Here is a 12,992-nt window from a genome sequence, read left to right on the forward strand (position 1 = left end):
TTATTCCCCCTTATTAAGTTGAGGCCACGCCCAGTATTGGGTTAATTTTAAAGTGAAGGAATATTATGACTTCAAAAACAGTTTTACATGCAAAACACTTAGAATCAAAAGCTAAAATGGTTGATTTTCACGGCTGGGAAATGCCTATTAACTATGGTTCGCAAATCGAAGAGCATAACGCAGTACGCACAGATGCCGGTATGTTTGACGTATCACACATGACTATTGTTGATGTGCAAGGCGAGCAAGCTCAAGCGTTTTTACGCAAGCTAGTGGCAAACGATGTAGCTAAACTAACTGTTCCTGGCAAAGCGCTTTATACCGGCATGCTTAACGAGCAAGGCGGTGTAATTGACGATCTGATCATCTATTTCTTCTCTGAAACCAATTACCGTTTAGTGGTTAACTCAGCAACACGTGAAAAAGATTTAGCCCATATGGCTAAAGTATCAGCCGATTTTGCGGTTGAAGTTACTGAGCGTCCTGAATATGCAATGATTGCGGTACAAGGACCCAATGCTAAAGCTAAAACAGCAACACTACTAAGTGCAGAGCAACAAGCTGCAGTTGAAGGTATGAAGCCATTTTTTGGTGTACAAGTAGGTGATTTATTTATCGCCACAACAGGCTATACTGGCGAAGATGGTTACGAAATTGTAGTACCAAACGAGCAAGCCGCTAACCTTTGGCAACAACTGTTAGACGCAGGTGTAAAACCTGCAGGCCTTGGCGCACGTGACACGTTACGCCTAGAAGCCGGTATGAACCTTTACGGCCTTGATATGGACGAAAGCGTATCACCACTTGCCGCTAACATGGCATGGACAATTGCTTGGGAACCTGAAGATCGTGACTTTATCGGTCGTGATGTAGTGGTTAAGCAGCGCGCAGATAAAAGCACCAACAAACTTGTTGGTTTAGTGCTTGAAGAAAAAGGCGTACTGCGCACTGGTTTAAAAGTGATCATTGACGGTGGCGAAGGAATTATTACTTCAGGTACCTTCTCACCAACACTTGGACACAGTATTGCCCTTGCACGTGTACCACGCTCAATTGGTGAAACAGCCCAAGTAGAAATGCGTAAAAAATTAGTTAACGTAAAAGTAGTTAAAGCAGGCTTTGTACGTAACGGTAAATCAGTACTTTAAATATCAATTAAAAATTTGGTGTTATCACCCAATATAAACCAAAGGAATAAACAAATGAGTAATATCCCTAGCGAGTTAAAGTATGCCCCTTCACACGAGTGGGTTCGCAACGAAGGTGACGGTACCTTTACTGTTGGTATTTCTGAGCATGCACAAGAACTTCTTGGTGACATGGTATTCGTAGAATTACCAGAAGTGGGTGACGAAGTAGATGCAGGCGAAGAATGTGCAGTAGCAGAGTCAGTAAAAGCAGCATCAGACATTTATGCACCTATTGGTGGCGAAGTGGTTGCTATTAATGAAGAGCTTGAAGATGCTCCAGAAACGGTAAATAACGACCCATATGCAGAAGGTTGGTTATTCCGTGTTAAAGCATCTGACGAGTCTGAGCTAGACAACTTGCTAGACGCTGAAGGCTACGCAAACACTATCGACGAAGACTAATTATTAGTTTACTCGATTTTAAAAGCCCCGTCATATTAGATACTAGCGGGGCTTTTATGATTTTACCGCTTACTTTTCCATACTGTGTAAGTGCTTAAATCGCCAAGTTTTTAAGTTATTACTGGTTACCCATTAGTAATAACCACTTTTTTTTGGATCATAGGAATCTGGACAAATGTCAAACGCCAAATCTCTTGAGCAACTAGAGCAAAAGCAAGATTTTATTCGCCGCCATATTGGGCCAAGCCCAGAGCAAGTAACTGATATGCTTGGCGCTCTTGGAGTATCGAGTGTTGAAGAGCTGATCGGTCAAACGGTCCCTGCAAGTATTCGTTTAGAGCAGGGCTTAACAGTAGGCGAAAGCCGTACTGAAGTTGAAACACTAAGCTACTTAAAATCAGTAGCAAGTAAAAATAAAGTATTCAAATCGTATATCGGTCAAGGTTACCACCCAACACATGTACCGCACGTAATTTTACGTAACGTACTTGAAAATCCAGGTTGGTACACCGCTTACACTCCTTATCAGCCAGAGATTGCACAAGGGCGTTTAGAGTCATTATTAAACTTCCAAACTATGACCTTAGATCTAACCGGTCTTGATTTAGCCAGTGCGTCATTACTTGACGAGTCAACCGCTGCTGCTGAAGCTATGGGCCTTGCAAAACGCGTATCTAAAGCTAAAAAAGCCAATGTCTTCTTTATTGCCGATGACGTGCACACGCAAACTATTGACGTAGTTGCTACGCGTGCAGAACAATTTGGTTTTGAAATTGTAGTAGGCAAAGCTGAAGATGCCGTAAACCATGATATTTTTGGCGCGCTTTTCCAATACCCATCAACATCAGGTGAAGTGGTTGATATAACAGACTTAATCGCAGGCGTGCAAGACAAAAAAGCCATTGCCTGTGTTGCTGCCGACATCATGAGCTTATTACTATTAAAAGCACCAGGAAAACTAGGCGCAGACGTTGTACTTGGTTCAGCGCAGCGCTTTGGTGTACCCATGGGCTACGGTGGCCCACATGCGGCATTTTTTGCCACTCGCGACAAGTATAAGCGCTCATTACCAGGTCGTATTATTGGTGTATCTAAAGACCGTTTAGGTAACGACGCCCTTCGTATGGCAATGCAAACGCGCGAGCAACATATCCGCCGTGAAAAAGCCAACTCAAACATTTGTACAGCGCAAGTACTACTGGCCAATATGGCTGCGTTTTACGCGGTTTACCACGGCCCTAAGGGCTTAAAAATGATTGCAGAGCGTATTCATCGTTTTGCTGATATTTTAGCAGCTGGCTTACAAGCAAAAGGCGTAAATCTTAAGCACAATACCTGGTTTGATACCCTCACTGTAGTAAGTGATGATAAAAATGACGTAATTACCCGTGCTATCGCAAAAGGCGTTAACTTTGCAACTAACCATGATGGTGAGTATTCAATTTCAGTATCAGAAGCGACGACTCGCGAAGATGTAGCTGAGTTATTTGATATTGTGCTAGGTGACGGCCATGGCTTAAGCCTTGACACAATCGCCGCAGATATCGAAGCAAACGGTAGCGAGTCTATTCCGGCAAGCCTAGTACGTGATGATGAAATTTTAACGCATCCAAATTTCAATTCGTATCATAGCGAAACTGAAATGCTGCGTTATATTAAGCGCCTTGAAAATAAAGATTTAGCGCTTAATCATTCTATGATCTCGTTAGGTTCATGCACTATGAAACTAAACGCGACTGCTGAGATGATCCCAATTACATGGCCTGAATTTTCTAACCTGCACCCATTCTGCCCGTTAGACCAAGCACAAGGTTATCAGATTATGATGGGTGAACTGCACGACTGGTTAGTTAACATTACTGGTTACGATGCGGTATCATTACAACCAAACTCGGGCGCACAAGGTGAGTACGCAGGATTAATTGCGATTCGTAAATACCATGAATCACGCGGCGAAGGCCATCGTAATGTATGCTTAATTCCAAGTTCAGCGCACGGGACTAACCCTGCATCTGCACAAATGGCAAGCATGAAAATCGTGGTGGTTGATTGTGATAAAAACGGTAATGTTGATATGGCCGACCTAAAAGCGAAAGCTGAAGAAGTGTCTGAAAACCTATCGTGCATCATGATCACATACCCGTCTACACATGGCGTATACGAAGAAACCATTCGTGAAATTTGTGATATTACTCACCAGCACGGTGGTCAAGTTTACATGGACGGCGCAAATATGAACGCGCAAGTTGGCGTAACAAGTCCAGGTTCTATCGGCTCTGATGTATCGCACTTAAACCTACATAAAACCTTTTGTATTCCGCATGGTGGCGGCGGCCCAGGTGTTGGCCCAATTGGTGTTAAATCGCACCTTGCGCCATTTATGCCAAACCACAGTGTAATTAATGTAGCCGGTACGAATATCGACAACGGTGCTGTATCAGCCGCGCCTTACGGTTCAGCAGCTATTTTACCTATTTCATGGGCTTACATCACTATGATGGGTTCAGAAGGCTTAAAGCAAGCCACTGAAATGGCGATTGTGAATGCTAACTACTTATCTGAGCAGTTAAGCCAGCACTTCCCAATTTTATACCGTGGCCGCAATAACCGCGTTGCGCACGAGTGTATTGTTGATTTACGCCCATTAAAAGATGCATCAGGCATTACAGAAATGGACGTGGCTAAGCGCCTACAAGACTATGGTTTCCATTCTCCGACTATGTCATTCCCAGTAGCTGGCACGTTAATGATTGAGCCTACTGAGTCTGAGTCTAAAGTAGAAATAGACCGCTTCATCGAAGCCATGGTTTCTATTAAAGGTGAAATAGAGAAGATCATCTCAGGCGAGTGGTCAATCGAAAACAACCCGCTGGTGTTTGCACCGCACACACAAGCAGATGTATTAGGTAACGAGTGGGATAGAGCGTACGACCGTTTCTATGCTGCGTTCCCAGTACCTAGCGTAGCAAAAGACAAATTTTGGCCTACAGTTACCCGTATCGACGACGTATACGGCGACCGTAACTTAGTGTGTGCTTGCCCACCGGTTGAGACTTACCGCGACTAATTTTTTGAAAAAATTCCATGGTAAGTAAGTCCCGTTATAGTTTGGGAGTTTATAAAAATTATAAAAGCCGTTGCAGCAATGCTGAAGTGACCCCATAAAGTTGGACTCATTTCTAAGCGGCAGCCAAGGCCTGATTTCGATATTGTATCGGACTCAGGCCTTTTAGTTTCAGCTTAATACGCTCATTGTTATAATAGTGGATATATTCTTTGATGTTTTCAATGAGTTCATTCGCGTCCTTGAACGTTTCGTTGTGATACATCTCGCTTTTCAGTATGGCAAAGAAATTTTCAGCAACAGCGTTATCTAAACAGTTTCCTTTTCTAGACATACTTTGTTTTAACCCTTTTTCTTTAAGGTGCTTTTGATATTGCTTGTTTTGATATTGCCATCCTTGGTCTGAGTGTACTATCGGCTTCTCGTTCGGCTTCAACTTAGCCGTTGCGGTTTTAAGCATGTCAGTTACCAAGGGAAGCGCAACGGATTTTCTTACTTCGTAACTGATTATCTCTTGGTTGAATAAGTCAATCATAGGCGATAGATATACCTTCTCATTATCCACTTTAAACTCCGTCACATCCGTTACCCATTTTTGATTAGGCTTCTGCGCAGTAAACTCGCGGTTAAGCGTATTTTCTGCGATTTTACCCACTTCACCTTTGTAAGATTTATAGCGCTTAGGCCTTACTTTTGACTTAAGGCCTAACTCATTCATTAGACGTTGAACGCGCTTATGATTAACGAGTACCCCCATTTTTCTTAGGGCACTCGTAATTCTGCGATAGCCATATCGCCCTTTATGCGTGTGATAGATATCACGTATTTTTACGAGTAAATCACTGTTGGCGCAGGGCTGCTCACATGTAGTTCGATGATAATAGTAGACACTCTTCGCCAACCCCGTGGCCTTTAATAGATGTCGTAAGCTATGTTTTGCCTTGAACTCTTCGACGACTATCGTCTTGTCTTTGCTTTTTTCTTTCTGGCTTGAGCCAAGGCTTCTAACTTTTTTAGCACATCATTCTCTGCTCGTAAGTATGCTAACTCTTCTCGTAACTCCTCCTCAGTCATTTGCTCTACTGGTTTTGATGAAGAAGAATTATTTGTCATGGTTGGCCTACCTTTTTTCTGTGGTTGGAGACGGGATATACCATCGCGAGCATAAAGCTTTTGCCATTGAAAAAGAATACCTGGGGACGATAAATCGAAGAACGCACTGGTATAGCTGAGTGACCAACTGTTAGCTGCCATCGATTTTAACACTTCTATCTTAAATGCTTGAGAATAAGGTTTGTGAACAGACCTGAAGCTTTCAGCGCCATGAATTCGATAAACAGCGGTCCAATATCGGACCTGCCTTTGTGTAACATTAAATCTATTACCTATCGCCGGAGAGCTTTCAGATAAAGCGAACTCAGCTACTTTGAGCTTAAAAGCTCGATGATGTTTGGACATAAAAAGACCCCCAGTAATTGGACTGTCCAACTATTGGGGGTCACTTCAAAACTGTAGCGGCTTTTTTGTGCGTGGTGATCAGGCATAAATTATATGTACGTAGGTTGGGAAGAGTGAAACGAAACCCAACAAATCACAAATATACTTACTCGTTAAAAGCCAAGAGTATGTATTATTTATTGTAGGCGTTTAGCTTGCTGACGCGTTGATTGTTAAATCAAAATTCGGTATCCCTTAAATAAAATTGCACGCGTGTAGCCTTTGGGCTACAATTGTTTTATGAAATATCGTATTAAGAAAACCGACGAGTTCGATAAATGGCTTAAAAAGCTCAAAGATCGTCAAGCTTTTATGGCAATAGCTAAACGTATTACACGTGCCATAAATGGTAACTTTGGCGATAGTGAATCTGTTGGTAGTGGCATATCTGAAATGCGAATTTTCGTAGGGAAAGGCTATCGTGTTTATTACATAATTAGAGGTGGCGAAGTTATTTTACTACTCAATGGTGGCCACAAAGGTACACAAGGTAAAGACATTACCAAAGCAAAAGCACTTTTAAGAGAATTGGAGTAATTATTATGGCGCTACAAACATCAGATTTTAACCCGTTTGATTATATGGAAACACAGCAAGAAATTAATACATTTTTAGAAGAGTGTTTAGCTGATGATGATCCAAATACCTTTATTGAAGCACTTGGCTTATTAGTTAAAAAACATGGCGTGAGTGATATTGCTAAAGCAACGGGATTAAACCGTGAAAGCTTATATAAAGCAGTTAACGGTAAAACCAAGCCACGTTGGGAAACTATTTTTAAAGTGATGAAAGCACTTAACTTTCGCCTTACAACACAAGTTGCATAGGCTGGGTAGAGTGAAACGAAACCCAGCCAATCACAAATATATTTACTCGCTCAAAAGCCAAGAGTATGTGTTATTTATTGTAGGCGAACAGCTTGTTGACGCGCGGGCGGCAGCCCGAATAAGTATTTGAATAGGTGTTTGAGGTTATCATCACCGATAACGCGAATGCGTTTCGCGCTTCTAGAAATTAGAAACCTTATTTAAGGTTTCTTGCCAGATTGCTGGCGGCAACCAAGGGGCGGCTACCGCCGACCGCCCCTTGGAACCCCACGGCGCCCCGAGCATCACGCTATTTCCTTCAAACCACAATTGATGTGAACGTAAACGCCATGAAAGCACATCCATGTGCAAGCATGGCTTTCATTTCATCCATGAAATGCATTACTCATCAATTGCTTATTTTCAGGGCGTGATGACGGGGAAGGGTGTTAAATGTGAGATTGGTGCTTGGCCTTGGCAAGAAGCAAGACCTGACCCTCTGTATTACCTAAGGTGAAATAGAAAAGATCATCTCAGGCGAGTGGTCAATCGAAAACAACCCGCTGGTGTTTGCACCGCACACACAAGCAGATGTATTAGGTAACGAGTGGGATAGAGCGTACGACCGTTTCTATGCTGCGTTCCCAGTACCTAGCGTAGCAAAAGACAAATTTTGGCCTACAGTTACCCGTATCGACGACGTATACGGCGACCGTAACCTAGTGTGTGCTTGTCCACCAGTTGAGACATACAGAGATTGATAATTTTTTTGGCGATCAACAATAATTATAAATAGTTCGTTACATGTAACTGTGGCTAACCTTCTGTTTTATATAGCTTTGTTTGAGGTTACACTTTTGGATGTTTTTAACTATCTCAAAAGTAACCTTAATTTGAAATTATTAACATTAAATTCAGGCAGTTAGCTGTATATTAGTTGCGTTACATTGCTATTGTCCGCAAGAACATTGCTCAGAGCCATGTTTTTTCGTATTAACGTAGCATTTTGTGATTGAACTTTAGCGAGCATAGCTTTCAATTCTGCCACCTCAGACCGCAACTCTCGATTGCGGTCTTTGTATTTATTAAGTTCAGTTTGTTTGGCATCACGTTGCTGTCGAATATCTTTGTTTACACCGCCTTTAATACGCTCTAATAGTTCAGGGCAATCACGGTGAATCAATGCTCGACTTACACCTGCTTCTTCGGCAACGGCAGCGACACTCATTTTGCGTTTATGAGAAACAGTATTTGGACGACCTTTTTCGATTCGAACAATGGCAAGTCGAACCGCTTTATGTGTCGCTTTTTCTTTCTGGTTAGACATTTATCACCTCGATATTCTCTCTTTCGTTAATCTCTTGCTTCATAGCTTCAACATCAATACCCAATGCCACTAGAACCTTTTCACAGCGTTCCATGCCTTTTTTTACCGCCGCTCTACCAGCTTCACCAATATCATCCAATTGCATCAGTTTCATTTGCTGCACTAGCATTCCCTCCCAATAGGGCAGGTGTCGCTTATCTACAATGCCGCTTTCACAGCTATCAGGCTTACCACACTTACACTCATCATCATTGGTGCACCACCCAATACCTGTTGAGCGAATTGGTATGGAGCTAGAGTATGCCTTTGCCATAGCACTAAGAGAGCCAAAAGATTTAATTAACTCTTTATCCTCACGGACTTTCATGATGTTTTGAGCTATGTCGCCACCAGTGATAGGCATGTCTAGTTCAAACCAATCTTGCTTAATTTCTTCTTCAACCAGATATTTCTCTCGAAGCATTTCTTCAAACAATTCAGCATCAAAAGCATCATTAAAGGCATACAAAGTGGTCATGGTAATTGACCAATGTTTAAAGTGGTCTTTTAATGCTCTCAAGTCACCTAATTCAGAGTGAACCGCATAATTAGCAAAGGTACGTCTGAATTGGTGCGCTGATAGGTTCCAATTATTCCCTATTTGTTCACATAAGTTTGGCAACCTAGTGTTAGTCATTGCCACCCCTGACAATAGGTAAATTGCGTTTCCTTTTCCCCGGTTTTTCGATAGGTGTAATGGTCTAATGAAACTGGACAGGTTTATAGCGTAAAATGAGCTAAACCCAAAAGGTATCACTATGACCAGAAAATCAAAAGTAACACTCAGTGCACAACAAAAACTTGAATATGCCAAATTAATGGTAGAAGAAGGTTATACCAATAAGCAAATTGAAGAGATGTCTGGCGCAGGAAAGTCAGCAGTATCACGTTGGAAGCAACAATATCTATCTGAGCTAGATGGTAAGAGCCCGGGAAATGTACAAGCACTCACACCAGAACAGCAACGTATTCAATTGCTAGAGAAGCAGCTACAGCGAGCTTTAAGGGATAATGATATATTAAAAAAAGCCACCGCTTTCTTCATTCGCGACAATCAAAATTTAAAGTAATTAAAGCGTTGAAGAAAGCGACCCCAAGCTATACGGTATCTGAGTTGTGTCGTGCTTTAGAAGTCAGTACAAGTAGTTATTACTATGCGCCCGTCGCGCCAAATAAGTCAGAGCAGGCACTGCTGGAGTTAATTAAATCTATCGCTGACGATTCTGGTTATACGTATGGTAGACGCAGAGTGAACGTTGAACTGAATGCGTTAAATCATACGATTGGAATATATAAAACAGCGGCACTGATGAAAAAGTTGAATATAAAAGCCATCAGGCCGAAGAAAAAACATTACTACCCTAACTCAGGTGATGAACATAAGTACGCACAGAACCTCTTAAAACGAGAGTTTAACCCTGATTCACATAACACGCATTGGGTCGGTGATATTACCTATATCAGGAACCATCAAGGGTGGAGCTACTTGGCCTGTGTGTTAGACTTATCAACGAGGGAAGTTGTAGGGTATGCCTTATCAACAAGCCCAAATGCTGAATTGGCTATAGCAGCATTGAATAATGCTATTAAGCGTCAACAGCCGGTTCTTAATCAACTGATGTTTCATTCCGATCAGGGGTGTCAGTATTCTGCGGCCTCGTTTAGAGCTCGGTTATCACAACTAACTATAACGCAAAGTATGAGTCGTCGAGGTAATTGTTGGGATAATGCAGTAATGGAGCGATTTTTTAGAAGTTTAAAAACAGAGCGACTGAATCGCCTGTCATTTATAAATCATCATTCAGTTATAAGTGAGGTGGACAATTATATTCAGTTTTACAATTACAAACGTAGGCATTCTACGCTTAATTATATGACGCCACATCAGAAATATAATGAATTAAAAAATGCCGCTTAGAATCTCTACAGAATTTGTTGACCATTACAAGGCAGATGTGGTTTGAGATTTCCTCAAGTCGATGTGCTTCCACATGATCGTTGCTTGCTTTCGCTTTTAGTAAATCACACTCAAGTTGGTCTTGAAGTGGAGCGCTCAAACGGCCAAGAATATCAATCGCTTCCGTGGCTATCCTTGGCGCAATCCACTCAGCTAACCCTGTATGTGTTTTCTCAGAGACAGTTTCGATGTGGTAGTAAGTGGTGTCACCTTTCGTTTCAGAGCGATACGCATCACGCTTAATGCCTAATATTTCATGGATACGCATACCCGTTGTGAGTAACAGCCAGAAGATACAGCTATCTCGAAGTAGCAATGTTTCTCTCTTTTTTGACGATTCCAGAATTTCATCAGCTTTATCTAGGTATGATTTAGTGAACTGGCACAGCGGAATTAGCACTTTATTTGGAATAATGGGGGTCTTACCTTTGGTAATGGCTTCCCGATACGCTTCACCAACATACCCTGCTTGCTCATTAGCGGTTGATTGAGGCCAAGGATGCTCTTTGACAAAATCAAACTCTTTACAGTGGTAATAAAGGTATTCTAGAACGCGGAATCTATCCACCTTGGTGACTGCTGTCAGTGGTTTAGTCTCGCCTTTTCGTTTTGAGTGCAGGGTATTTACATGCCTAACGTAGGCATTTGAGGTAAAAGCTGTCAGCCCATGTGTAACTGTAGTATCTGAGCTTAAAACCCACTGAAAATAACTTTTCAACTTGTCCAATGTTTTCACAAGAGTATTAAGAGCTAACCCCTTTTTGAATTTGCTCCAGATTACCCACTTTGCCATGCGCTTCATTTGAGTATCATCAATCGTAGAAAAAGTAAGGTTTAATGCACTTGCTATAGTTGCTTTCGTACCTTTCCTAGCAGGAAACACCCATACATCTTCCTCAAATCGAGATAGCGTTTGGTATTCACCATTGGCGAGTTTAATGTAGGTCACGATACCCGTTAGAGAGCCATCAATGACTTGCTCAAGCGCACTGGTGCTTGGCTTTGGGCATTGCTGAATTGCAAACTCAGCTTGCGTGAGTATTAACTCAATTGAACTCATTGCGTCACCTTCAACATATCAAGGTTTTGCCAGTACGGATGTGGATTAGATCTTGCCCGTTCTTTTTCAGCCTCTACACGCTGTAGCTGACCAAGCTTTGCAAATTCAGGGACAACTTCTTCATCTACGATTCTTAGAACATTTTTTAAATGACGCTTCCAGTCTTTACGACCAAACTCGTCACGGCTTCGAATAATCGCCCAATAAAAACTAAAGAGTTTGTACAAATCATCACCTGTAATAACGAAGCTTTTACAGCGGAAGCAGCCTAAAAAGTCATTACAGAACGAGCCATTTTTCGGTGCTTTATCGCCATTCTTAGGGTCTTTACAATGCCCTACAGGGACACTTGGCTCTGCGCACGTTAGCTCTTTAACTCGTATCTCACCCATTAAGCCCAAGTTGCGCTTTGATTGCTCAGGAGCTTGCAGGTAGTGGTCAAGCGTTCCTGTCCCACTGTGTTTGGCTTGCCGCGCAGCAATTAACAAACTCTCACCACTCAGCTCATAAATACCATTGATGAACGTCTTGCGAAAACGGCTTACATTAAGTTTCATCGTTCGAACATCTTCATCTCTTAAGTCGTACTCTTTGATGAATTTTTTGATGTTATATCGAAGCAGCCTTTCTGCTAGAGAGGAGACCGTACCTCTCTCTGCACCTATGTGGGCAACTCTAGGCTCATAGACAAATACCAAGTCGGAATCGATAGACTTTCTCACTTGGCTATTACGCTCAATGATAGCCTCAATAAGATAAGCAACATCAAGCTTTATTCCTTGCACCACTTCAAGTTCCTGTGATTTTCGTAAATTGTGCAATTGCGTGGTGTTGCCTCTTTTTTTGAATACGGTTAAGAGCTTGCGGCAATCTTTAAGTGGGTGGTCGGTCAATGAGTCGGTAGTCATATTGAGAAGCGGAGATGTGTTGATGCCTGTCTGAATCGCCACAGCTAACAAACACAGTGTTAACTGATAACCTGTTAGTGGTTCGGTCTTTTGATAAATCGGCTTAATTGCTTGTTTTAGCGCAACTACCACCTGCCTTTTTTCATGGGAAGTCAGAGGTTTCTCGCCCTTTGCACGTTTACTTGAATTTGGAAATGGGCTCTTAGGAAAGAAATCACTGTTTAGGTTGATGTAACCAATGACTGACCAATAGCCCTTGTCCCTCATGTGTATCAGCATTGACTTGAGATGAGTGTAGTAACCTTTTTGGGTGTTATACCCAATATCACTACCTTTAAGGTGCAGTAAATATTGGTCGATCAACTCTGGTGTAATATCTGCTTGTGTTAAGTCCTCACTCGCTGAATACCTAAATAATGTAAGGTATTCAGCGAAATGGGAAAAACCACTATTAAAATAACTTCTTTGAGTTTCCTCGCTAAGAGCATCGGTATTTTTCAGCAGAGCTTTTGCGGTGTAGTACACTCGATTTGTAATGTCGTCATAACCTTTGCCATAGAAACGAGTAAAATTAATGTTAGAACCATTACCACCTTTTGAACCGATATTGGGGTAATTCACAACAGGGTTGATTGGTCGGACTATTTCTCGATTTTGAGTAGTGTCAATAGTTGGCTCTACTGCCGACGTTTTCTTTAGCTTGTCTTTGTTAATCGACAGTTTTTTTCTTTGCCTAGCCATA

General features: G+C 41.9%; 12 protein-coding genes and 1 pseudogene. 7 read left to right on the forward strand and 6 right to left on the reverse strand.

All coding sequences use genetic code 11. The features are described 5' to 3' along the window. The first annotated feature begins 65 nt into the window (after positions 1-65). From gcvT to gcvP, 3 genes are all read left to right on the forward strand, one after another. Positions 66-1,148 carry a glycine cleavage system aminomethyltransferase GcvT gene (gene gcvT / locus ACT3S9_RS03825; RefSeq protein ID WP_441835684.1) on the forward strand — a complete coding sequence of 361 codons (1,083 nt, stop codon included), beginning with the start codon at positions 66-68 and terminating at the stop codon, positions 1,146-1,148. Between the two features lie 54 nt (positions 1,149-1,202). Then, entirely contained in the window at positions 1,203-1,592 is a 390-nt protein-coding gene (gene gcvH, locus ACT3S9_RS03830) for a glycine cleavage system protein GcvH (protein ID WP_441835682.1), read from the forward strand. A 175-nt stretch (positions 1,593-1,767) separates the two neighbouring features. Next, positions 1,768-4,659 carry an aminomethyl-transferring glycine dehydrogenase gene (gene gcvP, locus ACT3S9_RS03835; RefSeq protein WP_444750726.1) on the forward strand — a complete coding sequence of 964 codons (2,892 nt, stop codon included), beginning with the start codon at positions 1,768-1,770 and terminating at the stop codon, positions 4,657-4,659. Positions 4,660-4,771: 112 nt separating this feature from the next. Here gcvP and ACT3S9_RS03840 read toward each other — a convergent pair whose 3' ends face one another. Together ACT3S9_RS03840 and ACT3S9_RS03845 are read right to left on the reverse strand one after the other, a co-directional pair. Next, positions 4,772-5,617, reverse strand: coding sequence for an IS3 family transposase (locus ACT3S9_RS03840; protein ID WP_444511517.1), 846 nt, complete (start codon positions 5,615-5,617; stop codon positions 4,772-4,774). Further along, positions 5,614-6,114, reverse strand: a complete 501-nt coding sequence (locus ACT3S9_RS03845) for a transposase (RefSeq protein ID WP_444750572.1) — start codon at positions 6,112-6,114, stop codon at positions 5,614-5,616. Before ACT3S9_RS03845 ends, ACT3S9_RS03840 begins: the two co-directional genes overlap by 4 nt. Before the next feature lie 279 nt (positions 6,115-6,393). On the opposite strand from ACT3S9_RS03845, the gene ACT3S9_RS03850 reads away from it, so the two are divergent. The 3 genes and pseudogenes from ACT3S9_RS03850 to ACT3S9_RS03860 form a co-directional block, all read left to right on the forward strand. Further along, a complete protein-coding gene (locus ACT3S9_RS03850; protein ID WP_444750727.1) occupies positions 6,394-6,690 on the forward strand; it encodes a type II toxin-antitoxin system RelE/ParE family toxin in 297 nt (98 codons plus the stop codon). Between the two features lie 5 nt (positions 6,691-6,695). Continuing rightward, a complete protein-coding gene (locus tag ACT3S9_RS03855) occupies positions 6,696-6,980 on the forward strand; it encodes an addiction module antidote protein (RefSeq protein ID WP_007579952.1) in 285 nt (94 codons plus the stop codon). Between the two features lie 491 nt (positions 6,981-7,471). After that, positions 7,472-7,720, forward strand: a pseudogene (locus tag ACT3S9_RS03860) (hypothetical protein); the annotation flags it as partial. A gap of 161 nt (positions 7,721-7,881) precedes the next feature. Here the strand turns inward: ACT3S9_RS03860 and ACT3S9_RS03865 are convergent. Both ACT3S9_RS03865 and ACT3S9_RS03870 read right to left on the reverse strand, forming a co-directional pair. Next, positions 7,882-8,286, reverse strand: coding sequence for a TetR family transcriptional regulator (locus ACT3S9_RS03865; protein WP_192532726.1), 405 nt, complete (start codon positions 8,284-8,286; stop codon positions 7,882-7,884). Beyond that, positions 8,279-8,962 (reverse strand): hypothetical protein, encoded by a 684-nt coding sequence (locus tag ACT3S9_RS03870; RefSeq protein WP_226898100.1) that lies wholly within the window; start codon positions 8,960-8,962, stop codon positions 8,279-8,281. The genes ACT3S9_RS03865 and ACT3S9_RS03870 overlap by 8 nt, the downstream gene beginning before the upstream one ends. Before the next feature lie 121 nt (positions 8,963-9,083). Here ACT3S9_RS03870 and ACT3S9_RS03875 point away from each other — a divergent pair. After that, positions 9,084-10,243 (forward strand): IS3 family transposase gene (locus ACT3S9_RS03875; RefSeq protein ID WP_086962489.1). Its coding sequence is split into 2 segments (ribosomal slippage): positions 9,084-9,357 and positions 9,357-10,243, totalling 1,161 coding nucleotides; the frame shifts between segments, so codons are not numbered across the junction. On the opposite strand, the gene ACT3S9_RS03880 is transcribed toward ACT3S9_RS03875, so the two are convergent. Further along, positions 10,191-11,342 (reverse strand): hypothetical protein, encoded by a 1,152-nt coding sequence (locus ACT3S9_RS03880; RefSeq protein ID WP_444750728.1) that lies wholly within the window; start codon positions 11,340-11,342, stop codon positions 10,191-10,193. The two genes, ACT3S9_RS03875 and ACT3S9_RS03880, sit on opposite strands and share 53 nt — an antisense overlap. Beyond that, positions 11,339-12,991, reverse strand: coding sequence for a phage integrase SAM-like domain-containing protein (locus tag ACT3S9_RS03885; RefSeq protein ID WP_444511450.1), 1,653 nt, complete (start codon positions 12,989-12,991; stop codon positions 11,339-11,341). The genes ACT3S9_RS03880 and ACT3S9_RS03885 overlap by 4 nt, the downstream gene beginning before the upstream one ends. Position 12,992 lies beyond the last annotated feature (1 nt).

The organism is Pseudoalteromonas sp. AOP31-A2-14 (assembly GCF_052378035.1).
In the GTDB taxonomy this organism is placed as follows: domain Bacteria; phylum Pseudomonadota; class Gammaproteobacteria; order Enterobacterales; family Alteromonadaceae; genus Pseudoalteromonas.